The sequence below is a fragment of the Epibacterium ulvae genome (assembly GCF_900102795.1).
Classification (GTDB): Bacteria; Pseudomonadota; Alphaproteobacteria; order Rhodobacterales; family Rhodobacteraceae; genus Epibacterium; species Epibacterium ulvae.
This window is the reverse complement of sequence record NZ_FMWG01000009.1, coordinates 92,765-114,209: the sequence shown is the minus strand read 5'-3', so window position 1 is coordinate 114,209 and position 21,445 is coordinate 92,765. Positions and strand designations below refer to the sequence as shown.

Here is a 21,445-nt window from a genome sequence, read left to right as displayed (position 1 = left end):
GAGGCCCTGCCATCGTGATGACTCGCAGCCATACGGTCGCTTTTCAAGGCGTGGAAGCCCGCCCGGTTGAGGTGCAATGCTCTGTCGCGCCGGGCCTGCCTGCATTTAATATCGTCGGCTTGCCAGATAAGGCCGTCAGCGAAGCCCGTGAACGTGTGCGCTCTGCGTTTTCCGCAATGTCTATCGCCCTGCCTGCGCGGCGCATTACCATCAATATGGCACCGGCTGATCTGCCCAAGGAAGGCAGCCACTTTGACTTGCCTATAGCGCTTGCCTTGCTCACCGCTTTGCAAATCATCCCCCCCGAAGCGTCCGAAGACACGATGGCACTGGGGGAATTGTCGCTTGACGGTCAACTTACCCCAGTTCCGGGTGCACTGCCTGCAGCGATGACCGCCGTTGACTGCGAAAAACAGCTCCTTTGTCCCAAGCCGTCCAGCGCTGAGGCTGCATGGGTTGAGGCCGCCACCGTCATTGGCGCTGCCACGCTTTTGGATGTTGTGCGTCATTTCACCGGGCAAATGCCGCTACAGCTTGCCAAACCCGGAAATATCGTGACCCCAAAGACGACAAAAGACCTGCGCGATGTCAAAGGGCAAGAGCGCGCCAAACGCGCGATGGAAATCGCCGCCGCCGGTCGCCATCATATGCTGATGATTGGCACGCCCGGGTCTGGCAAATCGATGCTTGCAGCGCGCATGTCTTCCATTCTTCCACCACTCAGCCCAAGTGAAGCGCTAGACACCTCCATGATTCAATCGCTCTGCGGCTTGCTCCAAGAGGGCGGCATTCACCGCGACCGCCCGTACCGCGAACCGCACCACACAGCCTCGATGGCTGCAATCGTCGGCGGCGGGCGCAAAGCGCAGCCCGGTGAAATCAGTCTTGCACACAATGGCGTTCTGTTTCTGGACGAATTGCCTGAGTTCAGCCGCGCCGTTTTGGAAACCCTGCGCCAGCCGATGGAAACCGGAGAGGTCATGGTCGCCCGTGCGAATGCCCATATCAAATACCCTTGCCGTTTTATGCTGTTGGCTGCAGCAAACCCGTGCAAATGCGGATATCTGAGCGACCCTGCCCGCGCCTGTGCCCGTGTTCCCAAATGCGGTGCAGATTACCTGGGCCGCATTTCCGGCCCGCTGATGGATCGTTTTGATCTGCGCGTAGATGTACCGCCCGTTTCATTTACCGACCTCGATCTGCCGCCCAGTGCCGAAGGATCAGCCGAGGTCGCAGCCCGTGTCGCCATCGCCCGCGATATACAAGCGGCGCGCTATGCGGATCTCTCAGAATGCGCACAAAATGCCGATGCTGAAGGCGAAATTTTAGAGCAGGTTGCAGCCCCGGGTCCAGATGGACGCGCTCTATTAAAACAGGCTGCTGAACGTTTTGGCCTATCAGCACGCGGATACCATCGGGTATTGCGGCTTGCGCGTACAATTGCAGATCTCGCCCAAAGCGACGACGTAACACGCACACATATTGCAGAGGCGCTCAGCTTTCGGCTGGCTCCCAGCTGAATTCCGCGCCTTCTCTCTCCGCAAGAGGCGCAATCTTAGACAGATCCGCCTCTTGCGCGTCTCAATTACAATTTGGCTTCAATCGCTTGCCAGATTTTTTCGGCAATGTTCACCCCATCAAAGCGTTCAAGCTCTTGAATACCTGTAGGTGAGGTTACGTTGATCTCGGTCAGATAATCGCCGATCACATCGATCCCAACAAAGACCTGCCCCTTTTCGCGCAACAAAGGTCCGATGGCGGCACAGATCTCAAGGTCACGTTCGGTCAAACCAATTTTCTCGGGGCGTCCACCGACATGCATATTTGAACGTGTCTCGCCTTTGGCAGGGACGCGGTTGATGGCTCCAACGGCTTCTCCGTCGACCAAGATAACCCGCTTATCCCCATTGCTGACATCGGGCAGAAATTTTTGTACGATCAGCGGCTCACGGCTAAAGCCGGTAAACAGCTCATGTAGCGAAGTCAGATTGCGATCATTTGCATCTAAGCGGAACACGCCAGCGCCCCCATTGCCATAAAGCGGCTTTAGAATGATATCGCCGTGCTTCTCCTTGAACGCTTTGATTGTTTCAAGATCCCGCGCGATCGTTGTCGGTGGGGTAAGCTCTGGGAAATCGAGCACAAGCAGTTTTTCAGGATAGTTGCGCACCCAAAACGGGTCATTCACCACCAGCGCCTGTCCTTTAAGACGATCCAGCAAATGGGTTGAAGTGATATAGTGCATATCAAACGGTGGATCCTGACGCAGCCAGACCACATCAAAATCAGCGAGATCAACTTCCCGCTCAGCTCCAAGCACTGCCGGTGCATCCGCAACGCGCTGTACTTTCATATCGTGGCCGCGCGCCGTAATGCGCCCTTCTTGGTAGGCCAATTGATCTGGAGCGTAATAAAACAGCTCATGCCCGCGCGCCTGCGCCTCTTCGGCAAGGCGAAAGCTGCTATCGGCATTAATGTCAACGCCCAGAATTGGGTCCATCTGAAAGGCTATTTTCATGGCGTCGGTCCTTTGTCGTGCTGCCAGGCTGTCTGCAAGCCTATGTGGCCCAGCACACTCTTACATTCAATGGGCTCACTCCAACCCAATTGCGTTTTCCAGTATTTTGATCTGACCCTGACCATCCACAAGCGCCACATCAAAGCGTGTTTCGGTCAATGCACCCTGAGGGGTCTCAGCCAAGAAAACCTCAGCGCTGGTGTAAATACGCGCTATCTGCTGCGCGCTCAAACGTTCTGCAGCCTTGGCAAATGAGCGACTGTGTTTAACTTCAACAAACACATATTGTGCGTTCAGGCGCAGGATGAGATCAATCTCTCCAGCCTCACAGCGCCATCGCTGCGCAACAGCTTCATATCCTTGCGCCTCATAAGCCCGCTGCACGGCCTGTTCAGCCGCATCTCCCGCCAGATGGGCTGCCTTCCCGCTGTGTTGTCGCGATGACGACATCATGTTCAATCCTCAGCTTTGGCCATGTTCAACGCCATCTGATAAATTTTGCGCCGTGGTAACCCGTACAGTTTTGACACGATATCAGCTGCATCCTTGACCGAGCTATCTTTCAGGGCCGCCCGCAAATCACTTTCTAAATCACTGGTACTTACGGTTGGGGCCCGCGCGCGATCTACCAAAACAACGATTTCGCCCTTCACCGGTTTCTCTTCTAGACTCTCAACCAGCTCAGACAGCGATAAACGCCGAACTTCTTCAAACTTTTTGGTCAATTCGCGACACAAAGCTGCAGGACGGTCGCCAAGCACGGTTTGCATGTCTTTGATCGATGCAAGCACCCTTTTAGGCGATTCGTAAAATGCCAATGTGCCCGGCACCTCGCGCAATTCTTCCAACCGCTTGCGCCGTGCGCCCGTCGCATTTGGCAAGAAACCCGCAAAGAAAAACGCATCCGTCGGAAGCCCTGCCAATGTTAGCGCTGTAATTGCAGCTGATGCGCCTGGCGCTGCGGTCACCAAATGCCCCGCCTCTGCGGCCGCACGGCTCAAATCATATCCGGGATCAGCGATAAGCGGCATACCCGCCTCTGATGCATAGGCAACAGATTGCCTGCTATTGATCGCGTCAATCAGGCGATTGCGCGCACCACTGCCGCTGTGGTCATGATAGGCAACCACCTGGCGCCCCGCTAATGGAACACCGTGTATTTCCAACAATTTACGCAAAGACCGCGTATCCTCTGCTGCAATCAGATCGCAGGAGGCAAGAATATCAAGCGCACGCAATGTAATGTCGCGTGCAGTTCCGATAGGTGTTGCAACAAAATATAAACCCGGCTGCAAACGGATGTTCTGGTGATTCAACTCTGGACCCGCCTTGTCGGTCGTTTATTATCCGGCTCTGAACCCAACACGGCGCCCCTGCCGGATCATGGAGCATCAAGTTTATTATGTTTGCCGTTTTCAGAAACGCCCGCAAGGCCGCATGTGCAGCAGCAGTGGCAATTTCTTCGTTTGCCCTCGTTGCTTGTGAGCCAGTCTCGCTCTCAACTGGTCCAACAATCAATACATCCAAACCTGTTCCTGTCGCACTTTTGGTGCCACGCGGGTCAGCAAATCAAAGCGATGGTGTGATTGCACGCAACCTTGAAAACGCAGCCCGTATGGCGATTGCAGACCTGAACGGCGTTAAAATCGACCTGCGTATCTATGACACCGCGGCCAATCCGACAACGGCGGCAAACGCTGCGACCCGCGCCGTAAATGAAGGTGCGCGCATCATATTGGGGCCTGTTTATGCAGAGGCTGCGAATGCTGCTGGCTTGGCCGCAGCCCAACGCGGCGTGAACGTTTTGGCCTTTTCCAACAACACTGCTATCGCGGGTGGGAACGTCTATATTCTAGGTCCGACCTTCGACAACACTGCGCGCAGACTAGCCCGATATGCGGCAAGCCAGGGCAAATCAGATCTCCTCGTCGTGAGTGGAGACGATCCAGCAGGTCAGGCAGGACGTGATGCTATCAACCGCGCCGCAAGCCAATCCAATGCGACGGTTGCTGGTTCTGTCAGTTATCAGCTCTCCCAACAGGGTGTAATCAATTCGATCCCTGTCATCCGCGATACTGCCGCACAGCGCGGCGCTGACGCATTGTTTATGACTGCAACGACCGCGGGCGCATTGCCCTTGCTGACCCAGCTTTTGCCAGAGGCAGGTGTTCGTTCTGAAAACTACCAGTATATCGGCCTGACGCGCTGGGATATTCCGCAACAAACGCTTCAACTGCCTGGTGTCCAAGGCGGATGGTTTGCGATCCCTGACCCGCAAAAGGCACAAGTCTTCCGTGAACGCTACACTGCGACCTATGGCACGCCGCCCTTGCCTATCGCGGGTCTCGCATTTGACGGCATCGCTGCTATTGGTGCATTGGTTGCTGCAGGCAACTCTGAAGCATTAACCGGCGCCGCATTAACCCAAGGTGCAGGTTTCCAAGGCACTGGTGGTGTTTTCCGTTTGCGCCCTGATGGAACAAACGACCGCGGCCTCGCTGTCGCCACTATCCAAGACAAGAAAGTCGTAATCATTGACCCAGCTCCCCAAAGTTTCGCCGGCGCAGGCTTCTGATCCACTGGTTCAGACTTCTAAATCCGAAAACTCTCTTCAGGCGTCGCTTTTGCTGGCGCCTGAATTGATTATTGATGTGGAACGCCTCAAAGCGGATGTCCAAACCAACGCCCAGGGCAACGATGGTACAGCCTTGCGCAGCGAAGTCGTCTCGTTGTTGCGAGCCGCAAACAAAGAAGGGCGTGCCGCTATCGCCGCCGCGTTTGAGGCACATCCATGGGATGCACGCGCGCTCACTCGCTCGTATAGCTTTTTGACGGATGGGCTCTTGGAAATAGCGCTTTTCACAGCCAAAGATATCCTTCACCCCAACCCGAACCCAACCAGCGGAGAGCGTATCGCTGTGCTTGCTGTTGGCGGCTATGGTCGTGGTGAGATGGCACCATTTTCAGACGTCGATCTATTGTTTCTGACACCCTACAAGATCACTGCATGGGCGGAGAGTGTCATTGAATCAATGCTCTACATCCTATGGGACTTGCGCCTAAAAGTGGGCCATTCGAGCCGCACGATAAAAGACTGTCTGAGACTGGGAGCCGAAGACTATACGATCTGCACCGCAATGCTGGAACATCGTTTTCTGGGGGGGGACCGTGCCCTTGCGACAGAGCTTGAACAACGCCTTGATGCAGAACTCTTTAGTCAGAATGCTCGTGATTTTGTAGAGGCAAAGCTCAGCGAACGTGAGGCGCGCCATAAAAAGCAAGGCCAGCGCTATATGGTTGAGCCGAATGTCAAAGAAGGCAAAGGCGGCTTGCGTGATCTACAATCTCTGTTTTGGATAGCAAAATACCTGTACCGTGTCAGCGATGTCGCTGAACTGGTAGACCTTGGTCTTTTTCAGCCTGAAGAATTTGAATTTTTTGCAAAAGCCGAGAATTTCCTGTGGGCGGTTCGAGGACATTTGCATTTGGTTGCAGGGCGCGCAACCGAACAACTGAATTTTGATTTACAAGTCGAAGTCGCCAACCGCTTGGGCTATAAAAATACCAGAGGTCGGCGCGGCGTGGAATTGTTCATGCAGGACTACTTCCGCCATGCAACGCGCGTTGGCGATGTGACACGCATCCTACTCACCAAATTGGAAGAAAGTCAGCAAAAGAATGCCCCGCTGCTAAAGCGTATTTTTCACCGAAAACCACGGGTTAAACCAGCCTTTTCGGTAGATCACAACCGGTTGCAAATCAGCGATCCCGATACCTTTTTCACTGACAAACTCAACCTGTTGCGGATCTTTGAAGAAGCCCTGCGCACGGGTATGCTCATTCACGCAGATGCCATGCGCTTGGTTACAGCCAACCTGCATCTGATAGATGACAAAATGCGCAAAACTCCGGAAGCACAGCGTATTTTTCTTGATCTCCTGATCAAACACGGCAACCCCGAACGCGCGCTCAGACGTATGAATGAACTTGGTGTTCTGTCGGCCTTCGTTCCGGAATTTGAACCAATCGTCGCAATGATGCAGTTCAACATGTATCATTCCTACACGGTTGACGAACACACGATTCAGGTAATTTCGAACTTTGACCATATCGAACGTGGTGAATTAGAGGATGAACTTCCGCTATCCTCTGAAATCTTGCGCAATGGGTTAAACCGTAAGGTTTTGATGGTTGCCATGCTGCTGCACGACATCGGCAAGGGGCGTGAACAGGATCATTCCATACTGGGGGCGCAAATTGCACGGAAAGTTGCACCGCGTCTCGGGTTGAATAAATCTGAATCTGAGACGGTTGAATGGTTGGTGCGCTACCACTTGTTGATGTCCGATATGGCGCAAAAGCGCGACATCTCAGACCCGCGCACGGTGCGGGATTTTGCAAAAGCTGTTCAAACCGTAAAACGGCTAGATTTGCTGTTGCTTTTGACAGTGTGCGACATCCGTGGCGTCGGGCCAGACACATGGAACAATTGGAAAGCCACGCTGCTACGCAATCTATATGCGCAGACACGGGCAGCCTTAGAAAACGGCATGGAAGCCTTGAATCGTGAACATCGCGGTGCTGAAGCGAAAAAGAACCTGCGCGCCGCATTGCCGGACTGGTCCAAGTCTGACCTGAAACGCGAAACGGCACGGCACTACCCTCCTTATTGGCAGGGCTTACATGTCTCCGCGCATGCAGATTTTGCAGATATGCTACGCGAATTGGACGGATGTGATGACGAAGCAACCGTCCTGATCCGTTTACACCCGGATGAAGAGCGCGACGCAACACGAGCCTGTTTCGCCATGCCAGACCACCCCGGCATCTTTGCACGTGTTGCAGGGGCCTTGGCTCTTGTCGGTGCGAATGTGGTTGATGCGCGATCTTACACAACAAAAGATGGCTATGTCACAGATGCATTCTGGATTCAGGATACCGAAGGCAGCCCATTTGAAGTCTCTCGGTTGCCCCGTCTAAAACAGATGATCAACAAAACTCTAAAGGGAGAAGTCATCGCGAGAGATGCACTAAAATCACGGGACAAAATCAAAAAGCGTGAACGCGCTTTCTCTGTTCCAACCCATATCACGTTTGACAATGATGGCTCTGAAATCTACACGATTATCGAAGTAGATACACGTGACCGGCCCGGCCTTTTATATGATCTGGCACGTACATTGACAGAATTGAACGTCTATGTCGCCAATGCTGTGATCGCTACCTATGGTGAGCAGGTCGTAGATACATTTTATGTGAAAGACATGTTTGGTCTAAAATATTACTCAGACTCCAAGCAGAAAAGCCTAGAGAAAAGATTGCGGGAAGCCATCAGCGCCGGTGTGAAACGGGCACAAACATGAAGCCAATTCGACTGCTTTCCGGCTTTATGACTGTCGGTTTCTGGACACTTGCGAGCCGTATATTAGGCTTTTTGCGCGAAATTCTCATCACGGCCTATATCGGACCTGGTCCGCTTATGGATGCGTTTGTAGCCGCGTTTCGGCTGCCCAATATGTTTCGCCGTTTTTTTGCCGAAGGCGCATTTAATGCAGCCTTTGTGCCAATGTTTTCTAAGCGGTTGGAAAGTGACGACAACGCAGAAGAGTTTGCGCAGGATGCCTTTAACTGGTTGGCAGCGGTTGTACTGGTTCTTGTCGCCCTTGGCATGATCTTTATGCCGGGATTGGTCTGGCTCACCGCCAATGGATTTGCAGGTGACGCCCGTTTTGACATGGCGGTGGGCTACGGCAAAATTGCCTTTCCCTATATTTTATGCATGTCCCTGGCTGCATTGTTTTCCGGTATCTTAAACGCCACAGGCCGCTTTGCTGCCGCCGCAGCGGCACCAGTCCTTCTTAACATTTTCACCTGTACAGCCATGCTCTTGGGCGAATTTCTTGGCGGGGCCATCATCGATTGGCTCATCTGGACGATACCTGTCGCAGGTATTGCTCAGCTTGCACTGGTCTGGATCGCAACAGAGCGTGCTGGTATTTCGCTGAGGCCTCGCCTGCCCCGCCCTAGCAAAGAGATGGGTAATCTCCTGCGGGTCGCGCTGCCCGCGGCTCTCGCGATGGGTGTCACCCAGATTAACCTAGTTGTCGGACAACTGGTCGCTTCTGACCTAGAGGGCGCAGTAAGCTGGCTTTTTGTCGCGGACCGTCTGTATCAGCTTCCACTTGGTGTCATCGGTATCGCCATCGGCATTGTACTGTTACCTGATTTGTCCAGACGTCTACGCGCGGGGGATACTTCAGGCGCGCGTGATGCTTTTTCAAGAGCAGGAGAGTTCTCTCTTCTCTTCACACTCCCCTCCACCGCTGCCTTTATCGCAATTCCATTGCCGCTGGTTTCGGTGCTTTATGAAAGAGGAGCAACAACAACGGCTGATGCCCAAGCAATAGCGTTGGCCGTTGCGATCTATGGCGTAGGCTTGCCCGCCTTTGTTTTGCAAAAAGTGTTACAACCTTTATATTTCGCACGCGAAGATACTCGCAGCCCATTCCATTATGCTGTCGTTGCGATGGTGATCAACGCGGCACTTGCTTTGGGCCTGAAGCCAACACTCGGCTGGATATCGCCCGCTGTCGCCGCAAGTGCAGCGGGTTGGAGCATGGTCGTTCTGCTCTGGATCGGGTCTTTAAAATTTGGCGAAGTCGCACGATTTGATCAGCGGTTTATCACACGCGGCGTAAGAATAACCGCCGCATCTGCGATGATGGGCATTGTGGTTTCAGGCGCATTCACATTATTTGAACCTTGGTTCTTTTCCGACAGCTGGCGCTATATGGCTTTACTCTTGCTCGTCCTTTTGGGCGCGCTGGTCTATTTCGTCGCAGCCCTCGTGATTGGGGCGCTCAATCTAAAAGAACTAAGATCAGCAGTTCGCCGTTCAGCATGAGGCAAAGAACCTGCGCGGCTCACTCTCGCCGAATACGCGCCCGGATTTTTGCCCAACCGCCAGGTGCCAAAAGGAAAGACAGTCCAAACCCTGCAGCAAAGCCGCTCAGGTCAGCCACCCAATCTGGCTGGCCTCCAAAAATCAGACCAAACAGCAGTTGAACACCCATCAAAAATGCAATCAACGAAAAGGCGCGGCTCTGTTGCTCGCCCAACTGGCCAAGAGATGCCCAAAGAATAAATGTATACGCCCCGATCAACCCATAAACCGCTGGAAAACCTCCGATCAACGGTGTCGGCCCACCAATCACCAGACCAAACACCACGGCGCCCGAAATCGCAGAAAGAATGAAGATAATCAGCATTCTGACCTCTCCAAAAACCTCGGCAACCATTTTACCCAAAGCCAGAAGGAACACGCAGACAAACAACGCTTGGGTAAAATTACCATGTATGAAAGCATAAGACACAAATCGCATGATATGCTCGCTGGGGTATTGGCTGGTTTCCAGCATCCACCAAAAGATGTCAGGACTAAAGCTATAGCTCTGGAGCGCTGCCAAACGCCAGCCAACGGCCTCTGGTCCACCGACAATCCCGCGTGCCCCCAAGCTTAAAACACATTCGATCCCAAGCAAAACAAGCGCAAGGGCCACCACAACGGGCGGCAATGAATTGAATGGTGACTGCGGTTCGCTGGTCTTCATGCCTGTGGTTCCTTACTCTGGCCTTTAGAACAACCGCACCATGGTTGACGCGGTGGTACGCCATGGGTAAGCGACTGGGGTGCATTTATCCAGACGGGAGATCAAAAAGCATGAGCGAGACCAGCTTCACCCCCCGCGTCTTTTCGGGCATCCAGCCTTCGGGCAACCTGCACCTGGGCAATTACCTAGGCGCATTGAAGCGGTTCGTCGACTGGCAGGCCAAAGATGTGGAAAGCATTTACTGCATGGTAGACCTGCACGCGATCACCGTCTGGCAAGATCCAAAAGATCTGCAAAAATCCACCCGCGAACTGTGCGCAGGCTTTATTGCGGCCGGCCTGGATCCGGAAAAGTCGATCCTGATCAATCAAAGCCAAGTGCCAGAACATGCACAATTGGCTTGGGTTTTTAACTGTGTCGCCCGTATGGGCTGGATGCAGCGCATGACACAATGGAAAGACAAGGCAGGCAAGAATGCTCAAAACGCATCTCTTGGTCTGTTCGCCTACCCCGCTTTGATGGCCGCAGATATTCTAACCTATCACGCCACCCATGTGCCCGTCGGAGAAGATCAAAAGCAACATCTTGAATTGGCGCGCGATATCGCCACGAAATTCAACCACGACTATGATGTCGATTTTTTCCCGATCCCAGAGCCCGTGATCGAAGGAGCAGGCACCCGTGTTATGTCACTGCGTGACGGGTCAAAGAAGATGTCAAAATCAGATGTGTCAGACGCAAGTCGCATCAATCTGACGGATGACGCAGACACCATAGCTAAAAAAATTCGCAAAGCTAAAACTGATCCAGATGCGCTCCCTTCCGAAGCCAAAGGGCTTGAAGAACGCCCAGAAGCACGCAATCTGATCAACATCTATGCCGCATTAAATGGCCAGTCCGTAGACCAAGTGCTGGCGGATGTTGGAGGCAAGCAGTTTTCCGAATTCAAACCAATGCTCGCAGATCTGGCGGTAGACAAAATGTCTCCCATCACGACGGAAATGTCCCGCCTGATGGAAAATCAGGACGAAATCGATAAAATCCTGACCAGAGGCGCAGAGCGCGCCCGTGCCATCACAGCCCCGATCTTGCGCAAAACCTACGACATCGTTGGCATGGTACCACCGGTTGAAAGGTAATCAATCCAGCGCCTCAATTTGTCAGCAGCCACGCCAACCGGGGTGGCTGTGTGTGTTTCATCGGTTTGTTCATCGGTCTGGATAATCAACCCTTCATACTTTACCTAGGTTTTCCTTCGGAAAACACAATTTCTTTGCATTTCTCGCTTGACCCCTTCGCCCGGAACTCGTAAATCGCCTGCACACAGTCCAGACTGTACACAGTGTGGCGGAGTAGCTCAGCTGGTTAGAGCAGCGGAATCATAATCCGCGTGTCGGGGGTTCAAGTCCCTCCTCCGCTACCACCCTTACCTTAAAGCGTTGTTATTGCTGGAAAGCCTTACTATCAAAGGGCTTTTGATTGATCAGTGGTACACAACGGTGGTACACATTGGGCATGACAGACATGCCTAGACAGCAGTACCTCAGCAAAGACAACAAGGGTTGGAAGCTCCGCCGGAGGGTCCCGGAGAAGCTACGAGACGTGATTGGCATGACCCAATGGGTCGAGCGGCTCGCGGGGGTTAGCCATCGCGAAGCATGTGAGCGCGCCAAGACATTCGGCATCCGCACAGATGCGGAAATCAAACGCTACGAAGGCCAGCTTTCGCGCACACGCGTCAGCTCTCCCCCTCCAAAGCAAAATGCACCCGGGTTCACTTTGGAGCTGACCGATCACGAGATCGACCAGATCGCCATCGCTTACTTCCATGAGCTTGAGAAAGGCGTCCAAAGCAGCGGCGGCTACACCTAAACTTCCTGTACGATATGGCGTAGTTTAAAAGAAACCACGCCATATCGTCATGTTAGCTGAGCAGGAAATCAGCTTTTCAACGCCTGACCTTGTGCATCAAACGTGTGGGTATATTCGGGACCAAAGCTCAGCCCCAGACGTTGACCCGGCTGAAGGGTTGTCTCTCCCTCCACCCGCACATTGATCTGTCCAATATCTCCTGCATCCACGATCACAAAACAATCCGCGCCTAAGTATTCGACGACATCCACGGCGCCATCAAATGCGCCTTCACCTTCCGCGACAAAGCTGATGTGCTCGGGCCGGATACCCACATGCTGCGCCTGTGCAGGTAAAGTCTCTGCAATCCGCAACCCTTGGGCGGCTGCCGAGAATACATTCATTTTTGGGCTGCCAATGAACTGTGCAACAAAAAGATTGCCTGGGTTTTCGTATAGTTCACGCGGGGTGCCAACCTGGCTAATATGCCCTCCTTCCAAAACCACAATACGATCTGCCAGCGTCATCGCCTCGACCTGATCATGGGTGACGTAGATCATGGTCGAGCCAAGCGTCTGGTGCAGCTTTGCAATCTCGTAGCGCATCTCCACGCGTAAAGAAGCATCTAGATTTGACAACGGTTCATCAAAAAGGAAGGCTGTCGGGTCACGCACAATCGAGCGTCCAATCGCCACACGTTGCCGCTGGCCGCCGGACAAATCCTTCGGGCGACGTTCCAATAGCGCTTCCAATTTAAGAACACGCGCGGCCTCATCGACCTTTTCCTTGATCACCGCTTTGTCAGCACCAGCGGCCTTTAGAGAAAAGCCCATATTGTCGCGCACCGACATATGCGGATAAAGCGCGTAAGACTGAAACACCATGGCCAGTCCACGCTCAGCCGGGGGCTTGGAGGTCGCATCAACGCCACCAATCATGATTTGGCCGCGACTGGTTTCTTCAAGCCCTGCAATCATGCGCAGTAAGGTCGATTTTCCGCAACCAGATGGGCCGACGAAGATGATGAATTCGCCCTCTTCGATCTCAAGGTCCACCCCTTTTATGACCTGAACCTGACCGTACCATTTTTCGGCCCCTTTGAGTTCTATCGACGCCATTAGAGTGTCCCTTTCGCCTGTGATCCGGCCCAGGCAAGCCAAACGGCTGCTGTCCAGGTAAAGGTGTCGCCCCCAGCTGGCGCACCCGAAGTTGAATCGAAATATTCCGCAAACCCGTAGGTTTCGATAAGTTCAGCTGTCTTTGTACGCACCTCTTGTGCAAGGTCCGCATGACCGCAGTCTTCAAGACCAAAGCCAATCATCATATTCATGAACGCCCAGGTTGGCCCACGCCAATAACGACAGCTGTCGTATCGGTCCGAATCTGTTGGATGGCTCGCGACTGGAAAGCGCGTCTTTGTGAGGCTGGCGCGCAGTTTTTCCAATTGCCCCGCTTCATCAATGCCACCGTACCAGCACAAAAAGCTTGCATTAGACATGCAGTTGGCAAATTCACCGGTAGCGGCATTCCTTGCATCAAAGCTGCCCAGCTCAGTATTCCACAGGCTCCGTGCACCCGCCTCCAAAAGCGCGACCTCCTCGGCCATTCCTGTCACATCGAGGTTAAGGCGTTCGCCCACGGCCAGAAGATCCCGATGCGCCCGCAGCAACAAAAAGGTGGTGGTTGGATCAGCCATACGAAACGGGCTTTGCTCCCTCAAAGCCTGCTGATCCCATTTTAGCCGCGCACCCTGCTGCACCAACCAGATATAGCGATCATAGTCAAACTTGGTCGGGCGCATGGAAGCGTCCACGTGGCTGGTATCTTTGCGTGTATACTCGCCCACCCCTTCGGCGGTCATGGTTTTCAGGACCAAATCCCATTCTGGTGCATTGTCCCGCCCAGATTCCCAAGGATGCGTGACACAGACCGCGTTTTCACTGTCCAGGCGCCATTTTAGGAACCAACTGTGCCATGCGCGGATTTTGGGGAAAAGCGCGCTCAGACGCGCCTTCCCCATCGCTGGGTCACGATCATAAACCATACGCGCCATCGTCGCCGCGACAGGTGGCTGGGTGATCCCGGTTGACTGGGTCGGACCAACGCCCTGCCACACATCAGGCCCGGGGAAATAACCCGCATCCGGTTTGTGGAACAAGATATGGGGAACCATGCCCGTCTCCCATTGCCCTGCAAAAAGCGTTTCAATCTCTTGCCACGCCCGGTTCATATCAAATTCAGCAAACCCAAGTGCTGCAATCGCGCTGTCCCAGTTCCATTGATAGGGATACAGACCTGCTGTGGGGACCGTATATCCCCCCCGGTCATTCTCCCTGAGGATCCGCCTAGCGGCTTCTGTGATATTTTCAGATGTTGAAGACATAGGTGTCATCCTTTGACGGAGCCAGCAGTCAGCCCCTTGGTCATGAAACGTTCCAACCCAAGGAACAACGCCATAATTGGCACAGTCGCGATCACCGATCCCGCCATCAGGTGCTGGCGTGGGATCTCAGAAGAATTGAGTGAGGCAATTCCACGGGTCAGAGTGAATTTTGAGGGATCATCCAGCAACATAAAGGCCAGAAGGAACTCATTCCAGGCGATCATGAACACATAAAGCGAAACCGACGCCAACGCAGGAAGAGATAATGGCAAGGTGATTTTCCAAATTACCATAAGCCGTGAAAGCCCATCCATAAGGCCAGCTTCCTCGACCTCACTAGGGAGTCCCCGGAAGTATCCTTGCAACATGTAAAGTGCCACAGGAATGGTTGTGACCGGATAGATCAGGACAATACCAAAGACTGAGTTGCGCAGCCCTGCCATGGAAAACCCAATGTAGATTGGCAGCGCCAGAACGATCATGGGGACCATATAGATCAGCAGAATAGAACGCGAAAACGCAGCGCGCCCGCGAAAGCGCAAACGCGCAACCGCATAGGCCCCCGGAATTGCAAACGCCAAAGTGATAAAGACAGTCAGGACCGAAACATAAAATGAGGTCCACAGATACCCGCCAAATCCAAAGTCGGCAAACAGCTCTTGGTAACTGCGCAAGAGATCCAGCCCTTTGCTCAGATCGATTGAAAAGTCGAGCGGGTTGCGCAGCAGTTCAGACTGGCTTTTCAGGCTGGTCATCACCATCACGTAAAATGGGATCACCACAATTGCGGTGAAAAAGATATATCCAAACCCAGTCAGAAAGCGAATGATGGCCGCCTCGTACTGATGCCGGGTGAGTTGGCCGGGAGGGCAATCATGCGTGAAGACATAGGTTCCCAACGCAGAAAACCCAGCCGTGGCCAAATGCGCCAATAGCGTAGAAAAGCCCGAGACATCCTCGCCAACCGTAACAGGGCCAATGTCCAACACGCCAGCCAGCAAAAGAACACCACCAGCGAGTGCAGCGGGGAGTCGTCCGTACATAGAGACAAGCCCAAGGCCTGCCCCCCAAATTAGGGACAAAAGCAAGAGCGGTTTAAATGGTTCGCCCGTTGAAAAGCTCATACAGACGGCAACCGTCACCGCGATCACAAAGGTCCATAGCGCGCCAAGCAAGGGACCGGTCAGATATCCATTTTTGAACAGAGTCATAGGCCTTCCTCCTGGCTCATGAAGCGGAAGAAAAAGATACTAAAGGCCAAAAGACAGCAAAAGATAACCAATGCAACCGCTGCACCTGCACCGATATTGCCAAGCGCAAAGGCCTGTTCGTAGACATTCACAGTGAGCGTGCGCGTGCCCGCGTTGCCACCCGTCAGCAAGAAGATGTCATCGAATTTGTTGAAGGTCCAAATGAAGCGCAGCAGGAACAGAACCGACAAGATCCCCAAAAGCTGCGGTACGCTAAGATATGCAAATTGCTGGAAGGGAGATGCCCCATCCATATCTGCAGCCTCATACATATCTGTATCAATCGACTGCATCCGCGCGAGAATAAACAGGAAGGACAGTGGGAAATACCGCCAGATTTCAAATACCGTGACCATAATCAGGGCCAGTGGGCGCTCTCCAAAGAAATTGATCGATTGTTCCGTCACTCCCATCTGGATCAGCAATGCGTTGATAGACCCAGAGTGAGGATCCAGCAGCAAAATCCAAGCAAACGCCACAGCAATCACAGGCGCAACATAGGGAAACAGGTACAGCCCGCGTAAAATCCCCTGCCCTTTGAAAGACGCATTCAAAAGAAGTGCCGCAAAAAGGCCAAACAACAGCGCTCCGATTGTGCCAAAGACGGTGTAAAACATCGTTACACCGAGGACACTCCAGAACTCATCACCGTCAAAAATCTCTATCAGATTTTCGAGTGTGAATTCGAAGTTGGTCAGAATGTTTGTTGCCTCACCTGTCATGATCGGCTTGCTATCTTTGGGATCTGGGCCGTCAAAATAAGCTGATTCGGCTTCAACTTCGATTTCAATACGCTCACGTGTACCGGCCTCCCAATCACCAAACGTACAAATCAGCTGCTCATCCAGCGCACAGCGCGCGTCTAAATCTCCGATCACTTTCAGGCCCTGAGGCCAGATGTCTGTCAGCACCACATCGCGAATGCCCTGCTGGGCAGAACTGTTGCGCACACGATAGCGAAGCTTCGCCTGATCTCCAGGTGCCTCCAGCGTGCCACGCACATCTTCGCGCGCGACGGGGGTTGGCGGACGCAAATCAGCCAGCTCGACAGGTTTAAAACTGATCCAGAACACCGCAAGCAGCGGCAGAATAACAACCAATGCCACGGCAATGATCGTCGGGGAAAGGAGTCCCCAAGCCAGTCGCGCTTCTCGCCGCGCAAGCTGACCGGGCCCCTCAGGAGGCACAGGGTGTGTCATGTTGAAAATATCCATGGTGTCCTTCCCCAGACGAGCCGGGGAAGGGAAAGAAAAGGATTACTCGATTTCGCCCAGTTCTTCATTCAATGCGGCAACAGCTGCTGCAGCATCGATCTGGTCGTCAATGTACTCACGAACAATCCGGTTGATCGCTTGGCTGTTGATCATCTTTGAAGCAAGAGACAGCTGGCCTTCTTTGACACCCCAACGTTGCGCCACATCCAATCCACCTACGATTTCATCAATCATCTCTTGCGCATAAAGATCACCCAATGGTGCTTTACGATCGACACCAACGGGAAGCTTTGACCATGCTTTCGAGAAAGCCTCTGCATCATCCGCTGTTCCGCGGCGCACTGGGAACTTTCCTTCTGGCGCAATCGACAATGTCTGGGTGTAGCCTTCGTCCATTGAGAACTTTACAAACTCGATTGCGGCATCTGTGGACGCATCCGAAGTAATTCCGAAATAGCGCACGTCCCCCCATGCAGCACCTTCTGGATTTGATGGGCCTGCAAAGGTTGTCACGATACCAGTTTTAGACGCCAGTTCAGCAGAAGTTGGATCATCTGTGATGGTTGGCGGGGCACTGTCGCGCAGCCCAGCCAGTTCATCCAGAATGAAGGGAGACCAGATGATCATCGCTGCCTTTCCTGCAAAATACAGCTCGCGCGACTGTTTCCAGTATAGTTCACCCGGAGGTGACGCTTTTGCGATGGCTTTGTAGAAATCCAGAACTTCGGTGGTTTTTGCTGTATCAAGCTCAGCAAAACCCTCGCCACCCACTGGAGAGACACCATTGGCAAGGAAGACATGCTCCAAGATCTGGCTCATGAAATTCTCATCTACCTTTGTCGCGGCAACGAAACCAAAGACCTCTGGTGGATTGTGCAGCTTTTCAATAGCAGCCAGCACATTTGCAAATGACGTCGGAGCTTCTAAACCTGCCGCATCAAACAAATCTTTGCGGTAGACCAGCATCTGTGTCCAGCCATCGACCGGAACAGCAGCATACCCATCTGGCAGAGCAGCCATATTCAGACCGCCCGAAGCAAATGTGCCAATGCCTAGATCTTCGATCACATCAGTCGCCGCATCGGGATCCAGAATACCCGCATCCGTCCAAGGTGCCGCATATTGCAAAGTGTGGTAAATCACATCCGGCAGATCGCCAGCCGCATATGCCGCGGTCGCGCGCGTGCCCAGATCTTTTTCCGTGACAGGGATAACTTCGACTGTGTGACCGGTTTTAGCCGAAAAATCAGCCGCCAACTGCTCTTGCTTGGCAAGACGCTCTGGCTGTTCTTCAATCGTCCAGAACCGCAATGTGTCCGCCTGCGCCGCAACGGCTGACAAAGCCAGAACAGCTGTGCCCATCCAAAGTGACCGTTTCAATTCCATGGTTTCCTCCCAGTTTGATCGTCTTTGAGTGTTAGTGTTTTGTCGCCGGTGCAGGCCCTAAGGAACCACCCGGACGAAACTGCGCGGGTTCTTCTTCGCGCAGCAATTCCACATCCTCGCCGCGAATGCGGCGGATCAACAGTTGTGTCAAACGTTCACCTGCGCGCCGGATATCAACTGCATAACTCGCCAATGCCGGCTGCAGATTTGCGCCTTCTCCAGTGCCATCATACGTGACAACAGAGAGATCTTTTCCGATCGTCAGCCCGAACTCTTGTGCCGCATCCCAAGCTCCCGCAGCTGCTGCGTCAACGGCATAGATGATACCAGTCGGTGGGCTGTCCAATTCAAGGAGCGCGCGCGTGGCCTGCGCCCCTGCGGCGCGCGTTACAGCGTTTTGGTGAACCAGAGCATTATCTAGATCAAAGCCGTGGCTTTCCAAACCGTCGCGGTACCCTCTGTAGCGCAACCGCTGATAGTTATATTGCTGACCACCACCTACATAAGCGATGCGACGATGTCCCAAATCTACCAGTCGCCCCAGCGCCTCATGCATCGCGGCACCGCCTTTAATGTCATACCACGCGCACTCTGTTGGGTCCTCCACCCGCCCAAACAACACAAAAGGTGTCTTCAAAGCCCTCATCAGGTCCACGCGGGGGTCCTGACGCAGCGTGCGAGGCAATATAAACCCATCTGCTTTACGCTCTTTTATCAGCTGCCGCATCACTTCAAGCGTTCCTTCGGGTGTATCTGAGGCGGTGACTGTCAAGGTCCAGCCCTCACTGGCCGCCGCAACTGAAATGCCCGCCAAGAACTCCGCTAGAAACGGTCGTTGTGCATCGTGATCATAGGTTTGGATCACCAGCCCCATGGAGCGACTACGACCTGTACGTATCGCCTGCGCATGGCTGAGTGGTTGATAGCCCATGCGCTCAGCTGTGCGCTGAACTTTTAAGCGTGTCCGTTCCGAAATATCAGGATAGCCGTTCAGGGCACGGCTCACCGTCCCTTTTGTCAGTCCCAGTGCCTGTGACAAGTGATTAATTGTCACCCGACTCTGATCCGAAAAATCAGCTTTTACATGTCTCGACATACGTCCTCCCACCTAAACGATTCATTTCCGAAACCGGTTTCGGCAAGGAAAAAAATCACACACCACTGCGAGAAAGGGATTAATAATTAGGCAAAACCATAAAAAACAGCCTGAAATACAATCACTTAACATTCACATATATGAATAGAATTTTCCGTCTCGCGAATACGATTTTGCTCATTGCAAATCGCATTTGCGTTTCACCGCTTAGGGTTTTGACTGAGACCTCAATAGCTTGGCCGGGTTGGCATAAAACGCGCGCCAGCTTCAGGCGATCTACATCACCTCAAAACTAACGACAGAATACGACGCGGCGCAACAAGATCACAGAGACAATGGTCTCTGTTCCTCTGTTGAAGTTGCTGCAACTGCACATCATGGCGCCGCAAAAAGCTCAAAAAGCTTGCATCCGATAAAATAAACGAACTGGTCATAATGTGATCGATGACCTGGCCCTATTCTTCGTTCCGTTAATGAGATTTGAACGTAATATGAAGCGGTGCGTACGCTAACAGCCAGCACTGGATTAACCTCTCTCGAAAGGACCTGTCATGCAAGGCGCGTTCACAGAAAACGATCTTTCCCATGTTGTCAGCGCCGATAAGGCGCATGTGTGGCATCACCTCTTCCAGCACAAAGCACTAGAGACCGCGGATCCACGGATTATCGTCGAAGGCAAAGGCACGCGCGTCTGGGACCAACACGGAAAAGAATATCTAGATGCGGTATCTGGTGGCGTCTGGACCGTAAACGTTGGCTACGGGCGTGAAAGCATTGCAAAGGCCGTCAGCGATCAACTGGTAAAACTCTGCTATTTCGCAGGCGTCGCGGGCTCTATTCCTGGCGCGTTATTCTCTGAAAAATTGATCTCAAAGATGCCGGGCATGACCCGCGCGTATCTCAGTAGTTCTGGATCTGAAGCAAACGAAAAAGTCTTCAAGATGGTGCGCCAAATCTCGCACAAGAAATATGACGGCAAGAAATACAAAATCCTGTACCGGGATCGCGATTACCACGGCTCAACGCTGGGCGCGATGTCTGCAACAGGGCAAGAGCAGCGGGTTGCACAATATGGTCCATTTGCGCCAGGCTTTGTAAAAGTCCCACACTGCATGGAATACCGTAAAGATCAGTTGGGTTTGGAGAACCTGTCTGGTGAAGAGTTTGGCCGTGCCTGTGCGGATCAGATCGAAGAGGTGATCCTGCGCGAGGGTCCAGAAACCGTTGGCCTGCTTTGTCTTGAGCCCATCACCGCGGGCGGCGGCGTGATCGAGCCGCCAGTCGGCTACTGGGACCGCGTTCAAGAAATTTGCAAAAAGTACGACATCCTGTTGCACATCGATGAAGTCGTCTGCGGCGTGGGTCGTACCGGCGAATGGTTCGGCTATCAGCACTTTGGCATCAAACCTGATTTCGTGACCATGGCCAAAGGTGTAGCGTCTGGATATGCGGCAATTGCATGCACAGTGACCACCGAAGAAATCTTTAACATCTTTAAAGATGATACATCGGATCCGATGGGTTACTTCCGCGACATTTCCACCTTTGGTGGCTGTACTGCGGGCCCGGCGGCAGCGTTGGAAAACATTCGCATCATCGAAGACGAAAATCTGCTGGAAAATGTACGCACCTTGGGGGATCGCATGAATGCATCCTTCAAAGCGATGATGGAAAAACACGCCGTCATCGGGGATGTGCGTGGCAAAGGCCTGTTCCAAGGTGTTGAGCTGGTCAAAGACCGCGACACTAAAGAACCTGTAGATGAAGCAGATGCGCAAAAAGTTGTCGCGGAGTGCGGTGCGATGGGCGTTATCATCGGCATCACCAACCGCTCTATTCCTGGCTTCAACAACACGCTTTGCTTTAGCCCAGCATTGATTTCAACCGCAGAAGAGATCGACCTGATCTGTGAAACTGTTGACAAAGCGCTGAGCAAAGTATTCGGCTAATCATCAGCCCATCCGCAACAAAAACCCAAACGCCCTGCCCCTGCAGGGCGTTTTTTCATATCAAGCCTAAAATGCTTCATGTCAGTGGATGACTAACTGAAAGAAATGCCATTTGACACATTCTAATTTTCTACGATTAGAGCCTTGAAAAGGCGTAAGTCCAGATTGCATCCACCGTATCGCCAAAC

General features: G+C 53.0%; 17 protein-coding genes and 1 tRNA gene. 8 read left to right on the top strand and 10 right to left on the bottom strand.

Annotated elements, in window-relative coordinates; translation table 11 throughout:
* Positions 1-14: 14 nt before the first annotated feature.
* Positions 15-1,520: a YifB family Mg chelatase-like AAA ATPase gene (locus BLP79_RS14320; RefSeq protein ID WP_090220075.1), complete on the top strand. Its 1,506-nt coding sequence runs from the start codon at positions 15-17 to the stop codon at positions 1,518-1,520.
* Between the two features lie 65 nt (positions 1,521-1,585).
* Here BLP79_RS14320 and gshB read toward each other — a convergent pair whose 3' ends face one another.
* The 3 genes from gshB to rsmI form a co-directional block, all read right to left on the bottom strand.
* A complete protein-coding gene (gene gshB, locus BLP79_RS14315; RefSeq protein ID WP_090220072.1) occupies positions 1,586-2,518 on the bottom strand; it encodes a glutathione synthase in 933 nt (310 codons plus the stop codon).
* Between the two features lie 75 nt (positions 2,519-2,593).
* The gene (locus tag BLP79_RS14310) at positions 2,594-2,968 is read right to left on the bottom strand and encodes a YraN family protein (protein WP_090220167.1); all 375 of its coding nucleotides are present in this window, start codon (positions 2,966-2,968) and stop codon (positions 2,594-2,596) included.
* A gap of 5 nt (positions 2,969-2,973) precedes the next feature.
* Positions 2,974-3,834 carry a 16S rRNA (cytidine(1402)-2'-O)-methyltransferase gene (rsmI, locus tag BLP79_RS14305; RefSeq protein ID WP_090220071.1) on the bottom strand — a complete coding sequence of 287 codons (861 nt, stop codon included), beginning with the start codon at positions 3,832-3,834 and terminating at the stop codon, positions 2,974-2,976.
* Positions 3,835-3,920: 86 nt separating this feature from the next.
* On the opposite strand from rsmI, the gene BLP79_RS14300 reads away from it, so the two are divergent.
* Genes BLP79_RS14300 through murJ form a run of 3 tightly spaced genes read left to right on the top strand, consistent with a single transcriptional unit; the run spans position 3,921 to position 9,422 of the window.
* Entirely contained in the window at positions 3,921-5,093 is a 1,173-nt protein-coding gene (locus BLP79_RS14300; RefSeq protein WP_090220068.1) for a penicillin-binding protein activator, read from the top strand.
* Positions 5,053-7,881 (top strand): [protein-PII] uridylyltransferase, encoded by a 2,829-nt coding sequence (locus BLP79_RS14295; RefSeq protein ID WP_170830506.1) that lies wholly within the window; start codon positions 5,053-5,055, stop codon positions 7,879-7,881. The genes BLP79_RS14300 and BLP79_RS14295 overlap by 41 nt, the downstream gene beginning before the upstream one ends.
* Complete coding sequence (murJ, locus tag BLP79_RS14290) at positions 7,878-9,422, top strand: murein biosynthesis integral membrane protein MurJ (RefSeq protein ID WP_090220066.1); 1,545 nt, start codon at positions 7,878-7,880, stop codon at positions 9,420-9,422. The genes BLP79_RS14295 and murJ overlap by 4 nt, the downstream gene beginning before the upstream one ends.
* Before the next feature lie 19 nt (positions 9,423-9,441).
* Here murJ and BLP79_RS14285 read toward each other — a convergent pair whose 3' ends face one another.
* A complete protein-coding gene (locus BLP79_RS14285) occupies positions 9,442-10,128 on the bottom strand; it encodes a rhomboid family intramembrane serine protease (protein WP_090220063.1) in 687 nt (228 codons plus the stop codon).
* 110 nt (positions 10,129-10,238) lie between these two features.
* Here BLP79_RS14285 and trpS point away from each other — a divergent pair, with 110 nt between their 5' ends.
* The 3 genes from trpS to BLP79_RS14270 all read left to right on the top strand — a co-directional run bounded on the left by trpS (position 10,239) and on the right by BLP79_RS14270 (position 12,000).
* Complete coding sequence (gene trpS / locus BLP79_RS14280) at positions 10,239-11,267, top strand: tryptophan--tRNA ligase (protein WP_090220062.1); 1,029 nt, start codon at positions 10,239-10,241, stop codon at positions 11,265-11,267.
* 207 nt (positions 11,268-11,474) lie between these two features.
* Positions 11,475-11,551, top strand: a tRNA-Met gene (locus BLP79_RS14275).
* A gap of 188 nt (positions 11,552-11,739) precedes the next feature.
* The gene (locus BLP79_RS14270) at positions 11,740-12,000 is read left to right on the top strand and encodes a hypothetical protein (RefSeq protein ID WP_139163219.1); all 261 of its coding nucleotides are present in this window, start codon (positions 11,740-11,742) and stop codon (positions 11,998-12,000) included.
* A gap of 68 nt (positions 12,001-12,068) precedes the next feature.
* Here the strand turns inward: BLP79_RS14270 and BLP79_RS14265 are convergent, their stop codons facing one another.
* The 6 genes from BLP79_RS14265 to BLP79_RS14240 are packed head-to-tail and all read right to left on the bottom strand — an operon-like array spanning position 12,069 to position 19,308.
* The gene (locus BLP79_RS14265; protein WP_090220057.1) at positions 12,069-13,097 is read right to left on the bottom strand and encodes an ABC transporter ATP-binding protein; all 1,029 of its coding nucleotides are present in this window, start codon (positions 13,095-13,097) and stop codon (positions 12,069-12,071) included.
* The gene (locus tag BLP79_RS14260) at positions 13,097-14,362 is read right to left on the bottom strand and encodes an MGH1-like glycoside hydrolase domain-containing protein (protein ID WP_090220055.1); all 1,266 of its coding nucleotides are present in this window, start codon (positions 14,360-14,362) and stop codon (positions 13,097-13,099) included. Before BLP79_RS14260 ends, BLP79_RS14265 begins: the two co-directional genes overlap by 1 nt.
* A gap of 5 nt (positions 14,363-14,367) precedes the next feature.
* The gene (locus tag BLP79_RS14255; RefSeq protein WP_090220052.1) at positions 14,368-15,573 is read right to left on the bottom strand and encodes a carbohydrate ABC transporter permease; all 1,206 of its coding nucleotides are present in this window, start codon (positions 15,571-15,573) and stop codon (positions 14,368-14,370) included.
* Positions 15,570-16,811, bottom strand: a complete 1,242-nt coding sequence (locus BLP79_RS14250; protein WP_090220162.1) for a carbohydrate ABC transporter permease — start codon at positions 16,809-16,811, stop codon at positions 15,570-15,572. The genes BLP79_RS14255 and BLP79_RS14250 overlap by 4 nt, the downstream gene beginning before the upstream one ends.
* Before the next feature lie 57 nt (positions 16,812-16,868).
* Positions 16,869-18,212: an ABC transporter substrate-binding protein gene (locus tag BLP79_RS14245; RefSeq protein WP_090220049.1), complete on the bottom strand. Its 1,344-nt coding sequence runs from the start codon at positions 18,210-18,212 to the stop codon at positions 16,869-16,871.
* 31 nt (positions 18,213-18,243) lie between these two features.
* A complete protein-coding gene (locus BLP79_RS14240; RefSeq protein ID WP_090220047.1) occupies positions 18,244-19,308 on the bottom strand; it encodes a LacI family DNA-binding transcriptional regulator in 1,065 nt (354 codons plus the stop codon).
* A 551-nt stretch (positions 19,309-19,859) separates the two neighbouring features.
* Here BLP79_RS14240 and BLP79_RS14235 point away from each other — a divergent pair.
* On the top strand, positions 19,860-21,257 hold the full coding sequence (locus tag BLP79_RS14235) for an aminotransferase family protein (protein ID WP_090220044.1): 1,398 nt from the start codon (positions 19,860-19,862) through the stop codon (positions 21,255-21,257).
* Positions 21,258-21,445: the final 188 nt, after the last annotated feature.